We start from the raw sequence: 20517 nt of genomic DNA, 5'->3' as shown, positions 1-20517 counted from the left end.
AAAACCCTTGAAACAAAAGCCTCATCCGTCTGTTGTGACAAGTAGAAAGAAAATGTTATGTCTGAACGTAGAATCTCTGAAAAGTCTCTTGAAAATCTCAGAAAATCAAACCAAGAATCCAATTTATTAACCAGAGAAGCCATTGAAACAGCCCTCTTGCAACTCTTGGAAAAAAAGGAGCTGACCAAGATTAGTATTTCTGAATTGGTCAAACGTGCAGGTGTTTCGCGTGCGGCCTTTTATCGCAATTATGACTCCAAAGAGGAAATTTTAGAGAGCGTCTTTAAACGAACTGTCCATAATATTATGGAACAGTTGCATCATTATGATTTAAAGACAGACCTTTATCTGGTCTGGGTTCACCTTTTCCGAGAGGCCAGAAAGGAAGCCAGAGTGATTCAACTGGCCTTGGATTACCATCTGGAAAAAATCTTTGTCCAAGCCATGCAGGAATTTTTAGAAAAATACCATGGAAAATCAAAAGGTGTCAGCTCTTATCTTCATTCCTTCTGGAGTTCAGCCATCGTCTCAGTCCTTTTAAAATGGATCAAGGATGGCATGAAGGTACCTGCTGAAAAGATAGCGGATTTACGGTTACCATTTTTTAAAAAATAGAGAAAAAGGAGAAGAGATATGACTGAAAAAAGACTGGCCTGGGATGAGTATTTTGCAGCCCAAGCCCTACTAATTGCCAATCGTTCCACTTGTAAACGTGCCAAAGTGGGCGCAATTCTGGTAAAGGATAATAAGGTTATTTCCACTGGTTACAATGGTTCGGTGTCAGGGACTGAGCATTGTATTGACCACGAATGTCTGGTCATCGAAGGCCACTGTGTTCGCACCCTTCACGCTGAGGTCAATGCTATCCTTCAAGGTGCAGAACGTGGTGTTCCAAAAGGTTTTACAGCCTATGTAACCCATTTTCCTTGTCTCAACTGTACCAAACAATTATTGCAGGTCGGTTGCAAGCGCGTGGTTTATATCAACCAGTACCGAATGGATGACTACGCCCAATACCTCTATCAAGAAAAGGGAACAGAATTGACTCATTTACCACTTGAGACAGTACAGGAAGCTCTTAAAGAGGCTGATCTAATGTAAAAATTATCAAAAATAAATGGTTTAGAAAGATTTTTAAACCGTTTTTTGGTATAATAAGAAGAATAAATTGAAAGAAGGAATTCCAAAAATGGGAAAAATTGAAGTTATTAATCACCCGCTGATTCAACACAAATTGTCAATCTTGCGTCGTACAGATACTTCTACAAAAGCTTTTCGTGAGCTAGTAGATGAGATTGCAATGTTGATGGGGTATGAAGTACTTCGTGATCTTCCACTAGAAGATGTGGAAATCGAAACACCAATTACAAAAACAGTTCAAAAACAATTGGCAGGTAAGAAATTGGCCATTGTTCCAATCTTGCGTGCAGGTATCGGGATGGTTGATGGGCTCTTGAGCTTGGTTCCAGCTGCTAAAGTTGGCCATATCGGTATGTACCGTGATGAAGAAACACTTCAACCAGTTGAATACTTGGTGAAATTGCCTGAGGACATTGACCAACGTCAAATTTTTGTCGTAGACCCAATGTTGGCAACAGGTGGTTCAGCAATCTTGGCTGTTGATTCTCTTAAAAAACGTGGCGCATCAAATATCAAATTTGTCTGCCTTGTATCTGCTCCAGAAGGTGTTAAAGCCCTTCAAGAAGCTCATCCAGATGTAGAAATCTTTACAGCAGCCTTGGATGAACGTTTGAACGAACACGGATATATCGTTCCAGGTCTTGGAGATGCTGGAGACCGCTTGTTCGGTACTAAATAAAATTAAAAAGAGATTGACTTGGAAAAGGATTTCCAGTCGTGAAAGGAGGTTGAATTTTTGTTTCTGTCTAATGAAAACAGAGCAAAAATTTGACCTTTTTTGACCAAGATATTATAATAGTCTTATCTTCAGTCATTTGACCAACAAAAATAAAACTCAAAAGGAGAAATAAATGATTCCTGTAGTTATTGAACAAACAAGCCGTGGAGAACGTTCTTACGATATTTACTCACGTCTTCTTAAAGACCGCATCATTATGTTGACAGGTCCAGTTGAAGACAATATGGCCAACTCTGTTATTGCCCAATTGCTTTTCTTGGATGCTCAAGATAGTACAAAAGATATTTACCTTTATGTCAATACACCAGGTGGTTCTGTTTCAGCTGGTTTGGCAATCGTTGATACCATGAACTTTATCAAGGCAGATGTCCAAACCATCGTGATGGGGATGGCTGCATCTATGGGGACTGTCATCGCATCAAGTGGAGCAAAAGGCAAACGTTTCATGCTTCCAAATGCTGAATACATGATCCACCAACCAATGGGTGGTACAGGTGGTGGTACTCAACAAACCGATATGGCGATCGCTGCAGAACACTTGCTTAAAACTCGTAACACCTTGGAAAAAATCTTGGCTGAAAATTCAGGTCAGTCAATCGAAAAAGTTCATGCAGATGCAGAACGCGATAACTGGATGAGCGCCCAAGAAACACTTGAATATGGCTTTATTGATGAAATTATGGCCAACAATTCATTAAACTAATGATGATAGAAGGCAAACTCGACTGGGTTTGCTTTTTTTGGTATAATAGGGAGAGATTTCTTAGAAAGAGGATTTATCATGTTTGAAAAAGTCAATCGATCTGGCTTGATTATCTACCTTTACTATAATCGGGATGCAAAAAAACTGCAGGATTATGGAGATATTACCTATCATTCCAAGAAGCATCGTTACTTGCAGCTTTATGTTCCAACTCAAGAAGTGGAGCAATTGGTCGGGCGCTTGAGCAAGGAAAAGTTTATCAAAAAAGTCAGAGTTTGTCATATCCAAGAGCTGGAAACACCCTTTGTGGGTAACCTTTACCGATAGGAAAACGTTATCAGATAAAAATTTAAAGAAAAGTGTTGACAATTTTCTGATAATTCGATATATTCTTAACAGACTATTTAAGAAATAAGGAGACAAAAAAGATGAAGAAAAAATTTGCCCTATCGTTTGTGGCGCTTGCAAGTGTAGCACTTCTTGCAGCCTGTGGAGAAGTGAAGTCTGGAGCAGTCAACACTGCTGGTAACTCAGTAGAGGAAAAGACAATTAAAATCGGGTTTAACTTTGAAGAATCAGGTTCTTTAGCTGCATACGGAACAGCTGAACAAAAAGGTGCCCAATTGGCTGTTGATGAAATCAATGCCGCAGGTGGTATCGATGGAAAACAAATCGAAGTAGTTGATAAAGATAATAAGTCTGAAACAGCTGAGGCTGCTTCAGTTACAACTAACCTTGTAACCCAATCTAAAGTATCAGCAGTCGTAGGACCTGCGACATCTGGTGCGACTGCAGCTGCGGTAGCGAACGCTACAAAAGCAGGTGTTCCATTGATCTCACCAAGTGCGACTCAAGATGGATTGACTAAAGGTCAAGATTACCTCTTTATTGGAACTTTCCAAGATAGCTTCCAAGGAAAAATTATCTCAAACTATGTTTCTGAAAAATTAAATGCTAAGAAAGTTGTTCTTTACACTGACAATGCCAGTGACTATGCTAAAGGGATTGCCAAATCTTTCCGCGAGTCATACAAGGGTGAAATCGTTGCAGATGAAACTTTCGTAGCAGGTGACACAGACTTCCAAGCAGCCCTTACAAAAATGAAAGGGAAAGACTTTGATGCTATCGTTGTTCCTGGTTACTATAATGAGGCTGGTAAGATTGTAAACCAAGCGCGTGGCATGGGAATTGACAAACCAATCGTTGGTGGTGATGGATTTAACGGTGAGGAGTTTGTACAACAAGCAACTGCTGAAAAAGCATCAAACATCTACTTTATCTCAGGCTTCTCAACTACTGTAGAAGTTTCAGCTAAAGCTAAAGCCTTCCTTGACGCTTACCGTGCTAAGTACAATGAAGAGCCTTCAACATTTGCAGCCTTGGCTTATGACTCAGTTCACCTTGTAGCAAACGCAGCAAAAGGTGCTAAAAACTCAGGTGAAATCAAGGATAATCTTGCTAAAACAAAAGACTTTGAAGGTGTAACTGGTCAAACAAGCTTCGATGCAGACCACAACACAGTCAAAACTGCTTACATGATGACCATGAACAATGGTAAGGTTGAAGCAGCAGAAGTTGTAAAACCATAATAGAAAAATGTTGAAATAGGGAATGAGCCTCGGACTCACTCCCTGTTTCGATGTTTAAGAACCTATCAAAAAGTGAGGGAAAACCCTCGGAATTATAAATAGAAAGAGTGAATCTTATGCTCCAACAACTAGTAAATGGTTTGATTCTAGGTAGTGTTTATGCGCTGTTAGCACTAGGATATACCATGGTTTACGGAATTATCAAGCTCATCAACTTCGCCCATGGTGATATTTATATGATGGGAGCCTTTATCGGTTATTTCTTGATCAATTCTTTCCAAATGAATTTCTTTGTAGCTCTTATTGTAGCCATGCTAGCGACAGCTATTCTTGGTGTCGTGATTGAGTTCCTTGCTTACCGACCTTTGCGTCACTCTACTCGTATTGCTGTTTTGATTACAGCTATTGGGGTTTCTTTCCTATTGGAGTATGGCATGGTCTATCTGGTTGGTGCCAATACTCGTGCCTTTCCTCAAGCGATTCAAACAGTTCGCTATGATTTGGGACCAGTTAGCCTAACAAACGTGCAGTTAATGATCTTGGCCATTTCCTTGATTTTGATGATTTTGTTACAGGTCATTGTCCAAAAGACTAAGATGGGGAAAGCCATGCGTGCTGTATCTGTAGATAGCGATGCGGCACAATTGATGGGGATCAATGTAAACCGTACGATCAGCTTTACCTTCGCTTTGGGTTCAGCTCTTGCGGGTGCGGCTGGTGTTCTGATTGCCCTCTATTATAACTCTCTTGAGCCTTTGATGGGGGTTACTCCAGGTCTTAAGTCTTTCGTTGCCGCGGTACTTGGTGGTATCGGAATCATTCCTGGTGCGGCTCTTGGTGGCTTTGTGATTGGTCTATTAGAAACTTTTGCGACAGCCTTTGGGATGTCAGACTTCCGTGATGCCATTGTTTATGGAATCTTGTTGTTGATCTTGATTGTCCGCCCAGCTGGTATCCTTGGTAAAAATGTGAAAGAGAAGGTGTAAGCGATGAAGGAAAATTTAAAAGTTAATATTCTATGGTTACTCCTTTTATTAGCTGGCTATGGCTTGATTAGTGTATTGGTTTCAGTCGGAGTACTCAATCTATTCTATGTACAGATTTTACAACAAATTGGAATTAATATTATTTTGGCTGTTGGTCTCAACTTAATCGTTGGTTTTTCAGGACAATTTTCACTTGGTCATGCTGGTTTCATGGCGATTGGTGCCTATGCAGCAGCTATTATTGGTTCTAAATCACCAACCTACGGTGCCTTCTTTGGAGCCATGCTGATAGGGGCTTTACTTTCAGGAGCAGTTGCCTTGCTTGTCGGAATTCCAACCTTGCGTTTGAAGGGGGACTATCTTGCAGTAGCAACTCTAGGTGTTTCTGAAATTATCCGTATCTTTATCATCAATGGCGGAAGCCTTACAAATGGTGCGGCAGGTATCTTGGGAATTCCAAACTTTACAACTTGGCAAATGGTTTACTTCTTTGTTGTGATTACAACCATTGCAACCTTGAACTTCTTGCGTAGTCCAATTGGTCGTTCAACCCTCTCTGTTCGTGAGGATGAAATCGCTGCTGAGTCAGTTGGGGTTAATACGACTAAAATTAAAATCATCGCTTTTGTCTTTGGTGCCATTACTGCGAGTATTGCAGGGTCACTTCAGGCAGGATTTATCGGTTCAGTTGTACCGAAAGATTACACTTTCATCAACTCAATCAACGTTTTGATTATTGTTGTCTTTGGTGGACTTGGTTCCATTACAGGTGCCATTGTATCGGCTATTGTTCTGGGAATTTTGAATATGCTTCTCCAAGACGTAGCTAGTGTGCGTATGATTATTTACGCTTTGGCCTTGGTCTTGGTAATGATTTTCAGACCAGGTGGACTCCTTGGAACATGGGAATTGAGCCTATCACGTTTCTTTAAAAAATCTAAGAAGGAGGAATAAAACTAATGGCATTACTTGAAGTAAAACAGTTAACCAAACATTTTGGCGGTCTAACAGCTGTTGGAGATGTGACTCTTGAATTGAACGAAGGGGAACTGGTTGGACTAATCGGTCCAAACGGAGCTGGGAAAACCACTCTTTTCAACCTCTTGACGGGTGTTTATGAACCAAGCGAGGGAACAGTAACCCTAGATGGTCACCTTTTGAATGGAAAGGCACCTTATAAGATTGCTTCTTTAGGACTTGGACGTACTTTCCAAAATATCCGTCTCTTTAAAGATTTAACCGTTTTGGACAATGTTTTGATTGCCTTTGCCAACCATCACAAACAACATGTTTTTGCTAGTTTCTTACGCTTACCAGCTTTTTACAAGAGTGAAAAAGAATTAAAATCTAAAGCTTTAGAATTGCTGAAAATCTTTGATTTAGATGGTGATGCAGAGACTCTTGCTAAAAACCTCGCCTACGGACAACAACGTCGTTTGGAAATTGTTCGTGCCCTCGCTACGGAACCTAAAATTCTCTTTTTAGATGAACCAGCCGCAGGTATGAACCCGCAGGAAACAGCGGAATTGACTGAGTTAATTCGTCGCATCAAAGATGAATTTAAGATTACAATCATGCTGATTGAACACGATATGAATCTGGTCATGGAAGTTACAGAACGTATCTACGTACTTGAATATGGTCGTTTAATTGCTCAAGGAACTCCAGACGAAATTAAGACCAATAAACGCGTTATCGAAGCTTATCTAGGAGGTGAAGCCTAATGTCTATGTTAAAAGTTGATAATCTTTCTGTGCATTACGGTATGATCCAAGCAGTCCGTGATGTAAGCTTTGAAGTGAATGAAGGAGAAGTTGTTTCCCTTATCGGTGCCAATGGTGCTGGTAAAACAACCATTCTCCGTACCTTGTCAGGTTTGGTTAGACCAAGCTCTGGAAAGATTGAATTTTTAGGTCAAGAAATCCAAAAAATGCCGGCTCAGAAAATCGTGGCAGGTGGTCTTTCACAAGTTCCAGAAGGACGCCACGTCTTTCCTGGCTTGACTGTTATGGAAAATCTTGAAATGGGAGCTTTTTTGAAGAAAAATCGTGAAGAAAATCAAGCTAACTTGAAGAAGGTCTTTTCACGCTTCCCACGTCTTGAAGAACGGAAGAACCAAGATGCAGCTACTCTTTCAGGGGGGGAACAACAAATGCTTGCCATGGGACGCGCTCTTATGTCAACACCAAAACTTCTTCTTTTAGATGAACCATCAATGGGACTTGCCCCAATCTTTATCCAAGAGATTTTTGATATCATTCAAGATATCCAGCAACAAGGAACAACCGTCCTCTTGATTGAACAAAATGCCAATAAAGCACTTGCAATCTCTGACCGAGGCTATGTATTGGAAACAGGAAAAATCGTCCTATCAGGAACAGGAAAAGAACTCGCTTCATCAGAAGAAGTCAGAAAAGCATATCTAGGTGGCTAAACTAGTCTGGGAGACTAGTTTAGGTTGCAGATGGAGATTACGAAGTAATCATCATCTACATTAAAAGGTTAATTTCTAATAATTGAAAAAATCGAATGAAACGTATCTTACCTTCATTCACAGAGCTCGATTTCAGAGCTCTTTTTGCTAGGTTATTCATACTTTTCTGAATTTTGAAAAAGAAATGTAAGCGTTTGATAGATTTGCAAAAAGATTGTATAATAGGGATAAGAATAGAAAAGGAGAAGTCTCATGGCAGTTAAAGATTTTATGACCCGCAAGGTAGTTTATATTAGTCCAGATACAACAGTATCTCATGCAGCAGATTTGATGAGAGAGCAAGGGTTGCACCGCTTGCCTGTTATCGAAAATGATCAATTGGTTGGTTTGGTAACTGAGGGAACCATTGCCCAAGCTAGCCCATCAAAAGCAACCAGTCTTTCTATCTATGAGATGAATTATCTTCTAAATAAGACAAAAGTAAAAGATGTCATGATTCGCGATGTTGTCACTGTTTCAGGCTATGCGAGTCTAGAAGATGCAACTTATCTGATGTTGAAAAACAAGATTGGTATTCTTCCTGTAGTAGATAACCATCAAGTCTATGGGGTTATTACGGACCGTGACGTTTTCCAAGCCTTTCTTGAAATTGCTGGTTATGGAGAAGAAGGAATTCGTGTGCGCTTTGTTACAGAAGATGAAGTTGGCGTTCTTGGTAAGATTGTTTCTCTAATCGTTGAAGAAAATTTGAATATCTCCCATACAGTCAATATTCCGCGTAAGGATGGTAAGGTCATTATCGAAGTGCAAATCGATGGATCAATTGATTTACCAGCCTTGAAAGAAAAATTTGAAGCAAATGGTATTCAAGTGGAAGAAATCACTCGCACTTCAGCAAAAGTCTTGTAAGAAGGGAAGCCGAAAGGCTTCTTTTTTCATAAAAAAGGGATTATAGCAAAAGATGGAAAGAAATGATAAAATATGCTATAATGAAATGATGTAAAAAAGGAGTATTTATGGACATTTCAGTAATCCGTCAAAAAATTGACGCAAATCGTGAAAAATTAGCTTCTTTCAGGGGGTCTCTTTGACCTCGAAGGGCTAGAGGAAGAGATTGCCATCTTGGAAAACAAGATGACAGAACCTGATTTTTGGAATGATAATATTGCGGCCCAAAAAACGTCGCAAGAATTAAATGAATTAAAAAACACCTATAACACCTTCCACAAAATGGAAGAGTTGCAGGATGAAGTCGAAATTTTATTGGACTTTTTAGCTGAAGACGAGTCAGTTCAAGAAGAACTGGTAGAGCAGTTAGCCGAACTTGATAAGATGATGACCAGCTATGAGATGACTCTACTCTTGTCAGAACCTTATGACCACAACAATGCCATCTTGGAAATCCATCCAGGTTCTGGTGGTACTGAGGCTCAGGACTGGGGTGATATGTTGCTTCGTATGTATACTCGTTATGGTAATGCTAAAGGCTTTAAAGTGGAAGTATTGGATTACCAAGCAGGGGATGAAGCTGGTATCAAGTCAGTAACCTTATCATTTGAAGGGCCTAATGCCTATGGTCTTCTCAAGTCAGAAATGGGGGTACACCGTTTGGTGCGAATTTCACCATTTGACTCTGCCAAACGTCGCCATACATCTTTCACATCCGTAGAAGTGATGCCTGAGTTGGACGATACCATTGAAGTGGAAATCCGGGAAGATGACATCAAGATGGATACCTTCCGTTCAGGTGGTGCCGGTGGACAAAATGTCAATAAGGTTTCAACAGGTGTACGTTTAACCCACATTCCAACTGGAATTGTTGTTCAATCAACAGTGGATCGTACCCAGTATGGAAATAGAGATCGTGCCATGAAGATGTTGCAGGCTAAGCTCTATCAAATGGAGCAAGAAAAGAAAGCTGCGGAGGTAGATTCCCTCAAGGGTGAGAAAAAAGAAATCACATGGGGAAGCCAAATCCGTTCTTATGTCTTCACTCCTTATACTATGGTAAAAGATCACCGAACTAGCTTTGAGGTTGCTCAGGTAGATAAGGTTATGGACGGAGACCTAGATGGTTTTATCGATGCCTATCTCAAGTGGCGAATCAGCTAAGATAGAAAGGAACTCACATGTCAATCATTGAAATGAGAGATGTCGTTAAAAAATACGACAACGGAACGACTGCCCTACGCGGTGTTTCGGTCAGCGTTCAACCGGGGGAATTTGCTTACATCGTAGGACCTTCAGGAGCAGGGAAGTCAACCTTTATTCGTTCTCTGTATCGTGAAGTAAAAATCGATAAAGGAAGCCTATCAGTTGCTGGTTTTAATCTGGTTAAGATCAAAAAGAAAGATGTCCCGCTTCTACGTCGTAGTGTTGGGGTTGTCTTCCAGGATTATAAATTGTTACCAAAGAAAACTGTCTATGAAAATATTGCTTACGCTATGGAAGTAATCGGGGAAAATCGCCGTAATATCAAAAAACGTGTGATGGAAGTTTTAGACTTGGTTGGGTTGAAGCACAAGGTTCGTTCTTTCCCAAATGAGCTCTCAGGTGGAGAGCAACAGCGGATTGCGATTGCACGTGCTATTGTAAACAATCCAAAAGTATTGATAGCCGATGAACCAACAGGAAACCTGGACCCTGATAATTCATGGGAAATTATGAATCTCTTGGAACGGATTAACCTACAAGGGACAACTATTTTGATGGCGACTCATAATAGCCAGATTGTAAATACCTTGCGCCACCGTGTCATTGCCATTGAAAATGGCCGTGTTGTTCGTGACGAATCAAAAGGAGAGTATGGATACGATGATTAGTAGATTTTTTCGCCATTTATTTGAAGCCTTAAAAAGTTTGAAACGAAATGGTTGGATGACAGTAGCTGCTGTCAGTTCAGTCATGATTACTTTGACCTTGGTGGCAATATTTGCATCTGTTATTTTTAATACAGCGAAACTAGCTACAGATATTGAAAATAATGTCCGTGTAGTAGTTTATATCCGAAAGGATGTGGAAGATAACAGTCAGACAATTGAAAAAGAAGGTCAAACTGTTACAAATAATGACTACCACAAGGTATATGATTCTTTGAAGAACATGTCTACGGTTAAGAGTGTTACCTTTTCAAGTAAAGAAGAACAATATGAAAAGTTAACCGAGACAATGGGAGATAACTGGAAAATCTTTGAAGGAGATGCCAATCCTCTCTATGATGCCTATATTGTAGAGGCAAATACTCCAAATGATGTAAAAACTATAGCCGAAGATGTTAAAAAAATTGAAGGTGTCTCTGAGGTTCAAGATGGCGGTGCCAATACAGAAAGACTCTTCAAGTTAGCTTCATTTATCCGTGTTTGGGGACTAGGGATTGCTGCCTTGTTAATTTTTGTCGCAGTTTTCTTGATTTCAAATACCATTCGTATTACTATTATTTCCCGCAGTCGCGAAATTCAAATCATGCGCTTGGTCGGAGCTAAAAACAGTTATATTCGTGGACCGTTCTTGTTAGAAGGAGCCTTTATCGGTTTATTGGGAGCTATCGCACCATCTGTTTTGGTCTTTATTGTTTATCAAATGGTTTACCAATCTGTTAACAAATCGTTGGTAGGACAAAATCTATCTATGATTAGTCCAGATTTATTTAGTCCGTTGATGATTGCCCTACTATTTGTGATTGGAATTTTTATTGGTTCACTGGGATCAGGAATATCCATGCGTCGATTCTTGAAAATTTAGGTAAAATAATTACTTTTATGAGGAGGTTGTAAAATCTCCTTTTTTGCTACAAAAATTTTAGAAAAGGGACTTCTAATACTCAATGAAAATCAAAGAGCAAACTAGGTAGCTCGCCACAGGATGCTCAAAATACTGATTTGAGGTTGTAGAAAGTCAGTCACATATATACGGTAAGACGACGCTGACGTGGTTTGAAGAGATTTTCGAAGAGTATAAAGAAGTTGCTCAGAGAAGATTCTTGATGGCTAATTTGAACTTGAAATTTAGCACCTAGAAAATTTTTGAAAAAAGAGGATTTTTTTGAATAAAAGCCTTTACAAAAAAAATTAAAGTGGTATAATTAAATCATAAAAGGTGCAAACGTTTTCGTAAAACGTTTGCCTAAATAAAAATAAAGGAGATTTGAATGATGAAAGATACATTCAAAAATGTCTTGTCTTTCGAATTTTGGCAAAAATTCGGTAAGGCTTTGATGGTGGTTATCGCGGTTATGCCGGCTGCTGGTTTGATGATTTCAATCGGTAAGTCTATCGTGATGATTAACCCTAACTTTGCTCCACTCGTTATTACTGGTGGTGTCCTAGAGCAAATCGGTTGGGGGGTTATCGTTAACCTTCATATCTTGTTTGCCCTCGCTATTGGAGGAAGCTGGGCTAAGGAACGTGCTGGTGGTGCGTTTGCGGCAGGTCTTGCCTTTATCCTAATCAACCGTATCACTGGTACAATCTTTGGTGTATCAGGAGACATGTTGAAGAATCCAGAAGCTATGGTAACAACTCTCTTTGGTGGATCAATCAAAGTTGCTGATTACTTCATTAGTGTTATGGAAGCTCCAGCACTTAACATGGGTGTATTCGTAGGGATTATTTCTGGTTTTATTGGAGCAACTGCTTACAATAAATACTATAACTTCCGTAAGCTTCCTGATGCACTTTCATTCTTTAACGGAAAACGTTTTGTACCATTTGTAGTTATTCTTCGTTCAGTAATTGCTGCAATTCTACTTTCAGCTTTCTGGCCACTTGTGCAAACTGGTATCAATAGCTTTGGTATTTGGATTGCCAACTCACAAGAAACTGCACCAATCCTTGCACCATTCTTGTATGGTACTTTGGAACGTTTGCTCTTGCCATTTGGTCTTCACCATATGTTGACTATCCCAATGAACTACACAGCTCTTGGTGGTACTTATGACATTTTAACTGGTGCAGCTAAAGGTACTCAAGTATTCGGTCAAGACCCACTATGGCTTGCATGGGTAACAGACCTTGTAAACCTCAAAGGTACAGATGCAAGTCACTACCAACAATTGTTAGATACTGTTCACCCAGCTCGTTTTAAAGTTGGACAAATGATCGGTTCATTCGGTATCTTGATGGGTGTGATCGTGGCTATCTACCGTAATGTCGATGCTGACAAGAAACACAAATATAAAGGTATGATGATTGCGACAGCTCTTGCAACATTCTTGACAGGGGTTACTGAACCAATCGAATACATGTTCATGTTCGTTGCAACACCTATGTATCTTGTTTACTCACTTGTTCAAGGTGCTGCCTTCGCTATGGCTGACGTTGTAAACCTACGTATGCACTCATTCGGTTCAATCGAGTTCTTGACTCGTACACCTATTGCAATCAGTGCTGGTATCGGTATGGATATCATTAACTTCGTTTGGGTAACTGTTCTCTTTGCCGTAATCATGTATTTTATCGCAAACTTCATGATTCAAAAATTCAACTACGCAACTTCAGGGCGTAACGGAAACTACGAAACTGCTGAAGGTTCAGAAGAATCTAGTAGCGAAGTGAAAGTTGCAGCAGGCTCTCAAGCTGTAAACATCATCAACCTTCTTGGTGGACGTGCAAATATCGTTGATGTTGACGCATGTATGACTCGTCTTCGTGTAACTGTTAAAGATGCAGATAAAGTAGGAAATGCAGAGCAATGGAAAGCAGAAGGAGCTATGGGTCTTGTCATGAAAGGACAAGGGGTTCAAGCTATCTACGGACCAAAAGCTGACGTATTGAAATCTGATATCCAAGATATCCTTGATTCAGGTGAAATCATTCCTGAAACTCTTCCAAGCCAAATGACTGAAGCACAACAAAACACTGTTCACTTCAAAGGTCTTACTGAGGAAGTTTACTCAGTAGCAGACGGTCAAGTTGTTGCTTTGGAACAAGTAAAAGATCCAGTATTTGCTCAAAAAATGATGGGTGATGGATTTGCAGTAGAACCTGCAAATGGAAACATTGTATCTCCAGTTTCAGGTACTGTATCAAGCATCTTCCCAACAAAACATGCTCTTGGTATTGTGACTGAATCAGGTCTTGAAGTATTGGTTCACATTGGTTTGGACACAGTAAGTCTTGAAGGTAAACCATTTACAGTTCATGTTGCTGAAGGACAAAAAGTTGCAGCAGGAGATCTCCTTGTCACAGCTGACTTGGATGCTATCCGTGCAGCAGGACGTGAAACTTCAACAGTAGTTGTCTTCACAAATGGTGATGCAATTAAATCAGTTAAATTAGAAAAAACAGGTTCTCTTGCAGCTAAAACAGCAGTTGCTAAAGTAGAATTGTAATATACTTGAGGTTGGAAGCTGTATTCCAACCTCTTATTTTGGGAGAAAAGAATGAAATTTTTAACACTCAATACTCATAGTTGGATGGAAAAAGAAGCTGAGGAAAAATTCCAGATTTTGCTTGAGGATATTCTTGAAAAAGACTATGATTTGATTTGTTTCCAAGAAATCAATCAGGAGATCACTTCGCCAGAGGTGGAGGTTAATGACCTTTATCAAGCTTTGCCAGCAGCTGAGCCTATTCACCAAGATCACTATGTTAGACTCTTGGTTGAAAAGTTGTCTGAGCAAGGGAAAAATTACTACTGGACTTGGGCCTATAACCATATCGGTTATGATCGCTACCATGAAGGTGTAGCTATCTTGTCTAAAAAACCTATTGAAGCCAGAGAAATTTTGGTTTCAGATGTGGATGATCCAACAGACTATCATACTCGTCGTGTTGCTTTGGCTGAAACTGTAGTTGATGGTAAGGAGCTTGCAGTTGCAAGTGTCCACCTTTCTTGGTGGGATAAAGGTTTCCAAGAAGAATGGGCACGATTTGAGAATGTCTTGAAAGAATTGAACAAGCCACTTTTACTAGCTGGAGATTTCAACAACCCAGCTGGACAGGAAGGCTACCAAGCTATTTTGGCTAGTCCATTAGGCTTACAAGACGCTTTTGAAGTTGCTCAAGAGAAAAGCGGTAGCTATACCGTTCCACCAGAAATTGATGGCTGGAAAGGGAACACTGAACCCCTTCGAATCGATTATGTCTTTACTACCAAAGAGTTAGCGGTGGAAAATTTACATGTCGTATTTGATGGTAACAAGAGTCCACAAGTCAGTGATCACTATGGCTTGAGTGCTATTTTAAACTGGAAATAATAACTGATACTCTTCGAAAATCAAATTCAAACCACGNNCTGCGGCTAGTTTCCTAGTTTGATCTTTGATTTTCATTGAGTATGAAAAGAGGTTGGAACCATGAAATTCTAGCCTTTTTATTATTAGAGAAGCTACTGGAAATAGCCTAAATAAGTGAGACTACTGTAATGGAATAAAATATGGTATAATTGATAAGATAGATAGAATAGAGGATATTATGTCATTTACGAAATTTCAATTTAAAAACTATATTAGAGAGGCCTTGGAGGAGTTAAAATTTACAGCTCCAACAGAGGTGCAAGACAAATTGATTCCTATTGTTTTGGCAGGTAGAGATTTGGTTGGAGAATCAAAAACAGGTTCAGGTAAGACTCACACTTTCTTGTTACCGATTTTCCAGCAATTAGATGAAGCTAGCGATAGTGTACAGGCAGTGATTACTGCACCGAGTCGTGAGTTGGCTACTCAAATTTACCAAGCAGCCCGTCAGATTGCTGCCCACTCAGACGTGGAAGTTCGTGTGGTTAATTATGTGGGTGGTACGGATAAGGCTCGTCAGATTGAGAAATTGGCAAGCAATCAGCCTCATATTGTTATTGGAACACCAGGCCGTATTTACGACTTGGTTAAATCCGGTGATTTGGCTATTCACAAGGCCAAGACCTTTGTTGTTGATGAAGCAGACATGACCTTGGATATGGGATTCTTGGAAACTGTTGATAAGATTGCTGGCAGTCTTTCAAAAGACTTGCAATTCATGGTCTTCTCAGCGACTATTCCGCAAAAACTGCAACCATTCTTGAAAAAATACTTATCAAATCCAGTTATGGAGAAAATCAAGACCAAAACGATCATTTCTGATACCATTGATAATTGGTTGATTTCTACTAAGGGACGTGATAAGAATGCTCAAATTTACCAGTTGACTCAGTTGATGCAACCGTATTTGGCAATGATTTTTGTTAACACTAAAACGCGTGCTGATGAATTGCATTCTTACCTGACTGCTCAAGGCTTGAAGGTGGCAAAAATTCATGGGGATATTGCCCCTCGTGAGCGCAAGCGTATCATGAATCAGGTGAAAAATCTGGATTTTGAGTACATTGTCGCAACAGACTTGGCAGCGCGTGGGATTGACATTGAAGGTGTCAGCCATGTCATCAATGATGCCATTCCGCAAGATTTGTCCTTCTTTGTTCATCGAGTTGGTCGTACTGGAAGAAATGGCCTACCAGGCACAGCCATTACCCTTTATCAGCCAAGTGATGACTCGGATATCCGTGAGTTGGAGAAATTGGGAATCAAGTTTACTCCTAAGATGGTCAAAGATGGAGAATTCCAAGATACCTATGACCGTGATCGTCGTGCTAATCGTGAGAAGAAGCAAGATAAGCTTGATATTGAAATGATTGGTCTGGTCAAAAAGAAAAAGAAAAAAGTCAAACCGGGTTATAAGAAGAAAATTCAATGGGCGGTTGATGAAAAGCGCCGCAAAACCAAGCGTGCTGAAAATCGCGCTCGCGGTCGTGCAGAGCGTAAAGCGAAACGCCAAACATTTTAATAGAAATTGTTGGAGTACTGAACTCCAACTTTTTGCTTTATGAGAACGAACTATCTAAACCGAAATATCACATTAAAGACTGCAAATTGCGCTAAAAAATGGTATAATGATAAAGTTATATAGTCCCGATAAGATGGTAGGCATTTATCACTAAGAGTTTTCCTACCAGTACTTTGTAACTCTATAACACTATTTTTAAGGGGGGACATTTTTATGTCAGAACGTAAATTATTCACGTCTGAATCTGTATCTGAGGGGCATCCAGATAAGATTGCAGACCAAATTTCAGATGCGATTTTGGATGCTATTTTAGCAGAGGATCCAGAGGCGCACGTTGCTGCTGAGACAGCTGTCTATACTGGTTCCGTCCACGTTTTTGGTGAAATTTCTACAAATGCCTATGTGGATATTAACCGTGTGGTTCGTGATACCATTGCAGAGATTGGTTATACCAATACAGAATATGGTTTTTCTGCTGAGACAGTGGGAGTTCATCCGTCACTTGTTGAGCAGTCACCAGATATTGCCCAAGGTGTTAACGAAGCCTTGGAGGTTCGTGGAAATGCAGACCAAGATCCACTTGATTTGATCGGTGCTGGAGACCAAGGGCTCATGTTTGGATTTGCAGTGGATGAAACAGAAGAGCTCATGCCATTGCCAATCTCACTCAGTCATAAATTGGTTCGTCGTCTGGCAGAACTTCGTAAATCTGGAGAAATTAGCTATCTCCGTCCAGATGCAAAATCACAAGTTACAGTTGAGTACGATGAAAATGACCGTCCGGTACGTGTAGATACAGTCGTTATTTCTACTCAGCATGATCCAGAGGCTACTAATGAACAAATCCATCAAGATGTGATTGACAAGGTCATCAAAGAAGTTATTCCATCTTCTTATCTCGATGATAAGACAAAATTCTTTATCAATCCGACAGGTCGTTTTGTAATCGGTGGTCCTCAAGGGGACTCAGGTTTGACTGGTCGTAAGATTATTGTAGATACTTATGGTGGCTACTCTCGTCATGGTGGTGGTGCCTTCTCTGGTAAGGATGCGACTAAGGTGGACCGTTCTGCCTCATATGCAGCTCGCTATATTGCCAAGAACTTCGTTGCAGCCGGTCTTGCTAAGAAGGCAGAAGTTCAATTGGCCTACGCTATCGGTGTTGCCCAACCTGTTTCTGTTCGTATCGATACTTTCGGTACAGGAACAGTAGCTGAAAGCAAGCTTGAAAAAGCAGCCCGTCAAATCTTTGACCTTCGCCCTGCAGGAATTATCCAAATGCTGGACCTCAAGCGTCCAATTTACCGTCAAACAGCAGCTTATGGACACATGGGACGTACAGATATTGACCTTCCATGGGAACGTTTGGACAAGGTAGACGCTTTAAAAGAAGCAGTCAAATAAAATCTTAAGAGGGGGACTTCCTCTCTTTTTTATAGTTTTTAACTATACTGGGATACTGTTCTGAAAATCCATTTTGCGAAAGTAGAGATTTACATGTATTTCTTTAAAAATGCCAAAGGTTGAGATTTCTCCTCGTAATAGATAATCATGGAGATATTTCAATCCAAAGTTTTATTCGTTATCACTTGACTATTGCAAGGTTTTCTAGAGCAACAGAGTCATGGAATGGACTCATGGTTGAGATTTCTCCTTGTTGCTTGGACTTCATTCAAAAGTCTGTGACCCAAGTCTTGTTCAAACTTCCAATACACTAGCTGTTTCCATAACATGACTTCTGCACTAGACTTTCTTTTCCGAATAAATAGATAGAACCACAGAATCTAGTAAACCTAGAATTAAAATTATGGTATAATATTAGCAATAAAAAGAATCTGGAGGATTAGAATCATGGTATCAACGAAAACACAAATTGCTGGTTTTGAGTTTGACAATTGCTTGATGAATGCAGCAGGTGTGGCTTGTATGACGATAGAGGAGTTAGAAGAGGTCAAAAACTCAGCGGCAGGAACCTTTGTTACTAAGACAGCAACCTTGGACTTTCGTCAGGGAAATCCTGAGCCACGCTATCAAGATGTCCCACTTGGTTCTATCAATTCTATGGGCTTGCCAAATAAGGGCTTAGACTATTATTTGGATTATCTTTTGGATTTACAGGAAAAAGAGCCAAACCGAACTTTCTTCTTATCTCTGGTTGGAATGTCTCCAGAGGAAACCCATACTATCTTGAAAAAAGTCCAAGAGAGTGATTTTCGTGGTCTGACTGAGCTAAATCTTTCCTGTCCAAATGTTCCAGGTAAACCTCAGATTGCCTATGATTTTGAGACAACAGACCGGATTTTGGCAGAGGTGTTTGCCTACTTCACCAAACCTCTTGGAATTAAATTGCCACCATATTTTGATATTGTTCACTTTGACCAAGCGGCAGCTATTTTCAACAAGTATCCGCTCAAGTTTGTCAACTGCGTTAACTCTATCGGAAACGGCCTCTATATAGAAGACGAATCTGTCGTTATTCGGCCTAAGAATGGTTTTGGTGGAATTGGTGGAGAATACATCAAACCAACTGCTTTAGCTAATGTTCACGCCTTTTATCAACGCTTAAATCCCCAGATCCAAATCATTGGAACAGGTGGCGTGTTGACTGGTCGTGATGCCTTTGAACATATTCTCTGTGGAGCGAGTATGGTGCAGGTGGGAACCACCCTTCACAAAGAAGGCGTCGGTGCCTTTGACCGCATTACCAATGAACTAAAAGCAATCATGGCGGAAAAAGGATACGAGAGCTTAGAAGATTTCCGTGGGAAATTGCGCTATATTGACTAAATTAAATCGAAAAATCAGAAGAAAGGAGAGAAGATGCTAGCCATTGAAGAGAGTCAGAAGTTGACTTTATCAAATTTACCTAGCCTGAGCCTTTTTACAGGGACAGATCAGGGTCAGTTTGAAGTGATGAAGAGTCAAGTATTGAAACAGATTGGCTATGATTCTGCTGATCTCAACTTTGCCTACTTTGATATGAAAGAAGTGGTCTACAAGGATGTGGAACTGGAGTTAGTCAGCCTTCCTTTCTTTGCGGATGAGAAAATCGTGATATTAGACCATTTTGTAGATATCACAACAGCCAAGAAACGCTTTTTAACAGATGATGAACTCAAGTCGTTTGAGGAATACCTTGATAACCCTTCACCAACAACCAAGTTGTTGATCTTTGCGGAAGGAAAGCTGGATAGCAAAAGACGGCTGGTAAAATTACTTAAGCGTGATGCCAAGGTCTTTGATGCAGTAGAAGCCAAAGAACAAGAATTACGCCAGTATTTCCAAAAGTGGAGCCAGAAAGAAGGTCTGCAGTTTACCAATAATTCTTTTGAAAATCTTCTCGTCAAGTCGGGTTTTCAATTTAGCGAAATCCAGAAAAATCTCCTCTTTTTACAGTCCTATAAGGAAGACTCTGTTATCGAGGAAGAGGATATTGTTAACGCAATTCCCAAGACCTTACAGGACAATATTTTTGATTTAACTCAGTTTATTCTGACTAAAAAGATGGATCAGGCGCGCGATTTGGTTAGAGATTTGACCTTGCAAGGTGAAGATGAAATCAAACTGATTGCAGTCATGCTAGGACAATTTCGGACTTTTACTCAGGTGAAGATTTTGGCGGAGTCTGGGCAAACAGAATCTCAGATTGCAAGTAGTCTAGGAAGTTTTCTCGGACGCAATCCTAATCCCTATCAAATCAAGTTTGCGCTGAGAGATTCAAGAGGACTTTCTTTGAGCTTTTTGAAGCAAGTAATTTCCTACTTGATTGAGACAGACTATCAGATTAAGACAGGACTCTATGAAAAAGGTTTCCTTTTTGAAAAGGCACTCTTACAGATTGCTAGTCAGGTCAATTGACATTTGTTGAAACTACAACCCGCGTCAGGATTATCTTGTCGTGGGTTTCTTACTGATTTGCTTATTTTATACTCAATGAAAATCAAAGAGCAAACTAGGAAGCTAGCCGCAGGTTGCTCAAAGCACTGCTTTGAGGTTGTAGATAGAACTGACGAAGTCAGCTCAAAACACTGTTTTGAGGTTGTGGATAGAACTGACGAAGTCAGTAACCATACCTACGGCAAGGCGACGCTGACGTGGTTTGAAGAGATTTTCGAAGAGTATTAAATCTTCCCACAATAAAACGCATACTATCAAGGTTTTCAATACCTG

21 protein-coding genes are annotated in these 20517 nt (G+C 40.1%); all 21 read left to right on the top strand.

Annotation, left to right across the window (positions count from 1 at the left end; translation table 11 throughout):
* Positions 1-57 precede the first annotated feature (57 nt).
* The gene (locus HT736_RS07790) at positions 58-615 is read left to right on the top strand and encodes a TetR/AcrR family transcriptional regulator (protein WP_050261904.1); all 558 of its coding nucleotides are present in this window, start codon (positions 58-60) and stop codon (positions 613-615) included.
* 18 nt (positions 616-633) lie between these two features.
* Positions 634-1101, top strand: coding sequence for a cytidine/deoxycytidylate deaminase family protein (locus HT736_RS07785; protein WP_000136974.1), 468 nt, complete (start codon positions 634-636; stop codon positions 1099-1101).
* A gap of 88 nt (positions 1102-1189) precedes the next feature.
* Positions 1190-1819, top strand: coding sequence for a uracil phosphoribosyltransferase (gene upp / locus HT736_RS07780; RefSeq protein ID WP_000515974.1), 630 nt, complete (start codon positions 1190-1192; stop codon positions 1817-1819).
* A 172-nt stretch (positions 1820-1991) separates the two neighbouring features.
* Positions 1992-2582, top strand: coding sequence for an ATP-dependent Clp protease proteolytic subunit ClpP (gene clpP, locus HT736_RS07775; protein WP_000613475.1), 591 nt, complete (start codon positions 1992-1994; stop codon positions 2580-2582).
* Positions 2583-2660: 78 nt separating this feature from the next.
* The gene (locus HT736_RS07770) at positions 2661-2909 is read left to right on the top strand and encodes a YlbG family protein (RefSeq protein ID WP_000462126.1); all 249 of its coding nucleotides are present in this window, start codon (positions 2661-2663) and stop codon (positions 2907-2909) included.
* A 101-nt stretch (positions 2910-3010) separates the two neighbouring features.
* Positions 3011-4171: an ABC transporter substrate-binding protein gene (locus HT736_RS07765; RefSeq protein ID WP_000726146.1), complete on the top strand. Its 1161-nt coding sequence runs from the start codon at positions 3011-3013 to the stop codon at positions 4169-4171.
* Positions 4172-4287: 116 nt separating this feature from the next.
* Positions 4288-5157 carry a branched-chain amino acid ABC transporter permease gene (locus HT736_RS07760; protein WP_000941427.1) on the top strand — a complete coding sequence of 290 codons (870 nt, stop codon included), beginning with the start codon at positions 4288-4290 and terminating at the stop codon, positions 5155-5157.
* A 3-nt stretch (positions 5158-5160) separates the two neighbouring features.
* Positions 5161-6111 (top strand): branched-chain amino acid ABC transporter permease, encoded by a 951-nt coding sequence (locus tag HT736_RS07755; protein ID WP_000662285.1) that lies wholly within the window; start codon positions 5161-5163, stop codon positions 6109-6111.
* Positions 6112-6116: 5 nt separating this feature from the next.
* Entirely contained in the window at positions 6117-6881 is a 765-nt protein-coding gene (locus tag HT736_RS07750) for an ABC transporter ATP-binding protein (RefSeq protein ID WP_001185994.1), read from the top strand.
* Positions 6881-7591: an ABC transporter ATP-binding protein gene (locus HT736_RS07745; protein ID WP_000062201.1), complete on the top strand. Its 711-nt coding sequence runs from the start codon at positions 6881-6883 to the stop codon at positions 7589-7591. Before HT736_RS07750 ends, HT736_RS07745 begins: the two co-directional genes overlap by 1 nt.
* Before the next feature lie 252 nt (positions 7592-7843).
* Entirely contained in the window at positions 7844-8500 is a 657-nt protein-coding gene (locus HT736_RS07740; protein WP_000268665.1) for a CBS domain-containing protein, read from the top strand.
* Positions 8501-8607: 107 nt separating this feature from the next.
* Positions 8608-9703 (top strand): peptide chain release factor 2 gene (prfB, locus tag HT736_RS07735; protein ID WP_100127798.1). Its coding sequence is split into 2 segments (ribosomal slippage): positions 8608-8679 and positions 8681-9703, totalling 1095 coding nucleotides; the frame shifts between segments, so codons are not numbered across the junction.
* A gap of 17 nt (positions 9704-9720) precedes the next feature.
* Positions 9721-10413 carry a cell division ATP-binding protein FtsE gene (ftsE, locus tag HT736_RS07730; protein ID WP_000022265.1) on the top strand — a complete coding sequence of 231 codons (693 nt, stop codon included), beginning with the start codon at positions 9721-9723 and terminating at the stop codon, positions 10411-10413.
* A complete protein-coding gene (gene ftsX / locus HT736_RS07725; protein ID WP_172930917.1) occupies positions 10406-11332 on the top strand; it encodes a permease-like cell division protein FtsX in 927 nt (308 codons plus the stop codon). The genes ftsE and ftsX overlap by 8 nt, the downstream gene beginning before the upstream one ends.
* 406 nt (positions 11333-11738) lie before the next feature.
* Positions 11739-13919, top strand: coding sequence for a PTS transporter subunit IIBC (locus HT736_RS07720; RefSeq protein WP_000974058.1), 2181 nt, complete (start codon positions 11739-11741; stop codon positions 13917-13919).
* A gap of 51 nt (positions 13920-13970) precedes the next feature.
* Complete coding sequence (locus tag HT736_RS07715) at positions 13971-14786, top strand: endonuclease/exonuclease/phosphatase family protein (RefSeq protein ID WP_000670821.1); 816 nt, start codon at positions 13971-13973, stop codon at positions 14784-14786.
* 217 nt (positions 14787-15003) lie between these two features.
* The gene (locus HT736_RS07710; protein WP_050208023.1) at positions 15004-16347 is read left to right on the top strand and encodes a DEAD/DEAH box helicase; all 1344 of its coding nucleotides are present in this window, start codon (positions 15004-15006) and stop codon (positions 16345-16347) included.
* Positions 16348-16560: 213 nt separating this feature from the next.
* On the top strand, positions 16561-17751 hold the full coding sequence (metK, locus tag HT736_RS07705) for a methionine adenosyltransferase (protein WP_000003909.1): 1191 nt from the start codon (positions 16561-16563) through the stop codon (positions 17749-17751).
* Positions 17752-18198: 447 nt separating this feature from the next.
* On the top strand, positions 18199-19134 hold the full coding sequence (locus HT736_RS07700) for a dihydroorotate oxidase (RefSeq protein ID WP_000255155.1): 936 nt from the start codon (positions 18199-18201) through the stop codon (positions 19132-19134).
* Between the two features lie 33 nt (positions 19135-19167).
* Positions 19168-20205 carry a DNA polymerase III subunit delta gene (gene holA, locus HT736_RS07695; RefSeq protein WP_000879648.1) on the top strand — a complete coding sequence of 346 codons (1038 nt, stop codon included), beginning with the start codon at positions 19168-19170 and terminating at the stop codon, positions 20203-20205.
* Between the two features lie 75 nt (positions 20206-20280).
* The gene (locus tag HT736_RS11780; protein WP_054370578.1) at positions 20281-20472 is read left to right on the top strand and encodes a hypothetical protein; all 192 of its coding nucleotides are present in this window, start codon (positions 20281-20283) and stop codon (positions 20470-20472) included.
* The last annotated feature ends 45 nt before the right edge of the window (positions 20473-20517 follow it).

The organism is Streptococcus sp. 339 (assembly GCF_013277285.1).
Classification (GTDB): domain Bacteria; phylum Bacillota; class Bacilli; order Lactobacillales; family Streptococcaceae; genus Streptococcus; species Streptococcus pseudopneumoniae.
The sequence above is the reverse complement of the archived record's forward strand: the minus strand, read 5'-3'. Positions and strand labels throughout refer to the sequence as shown.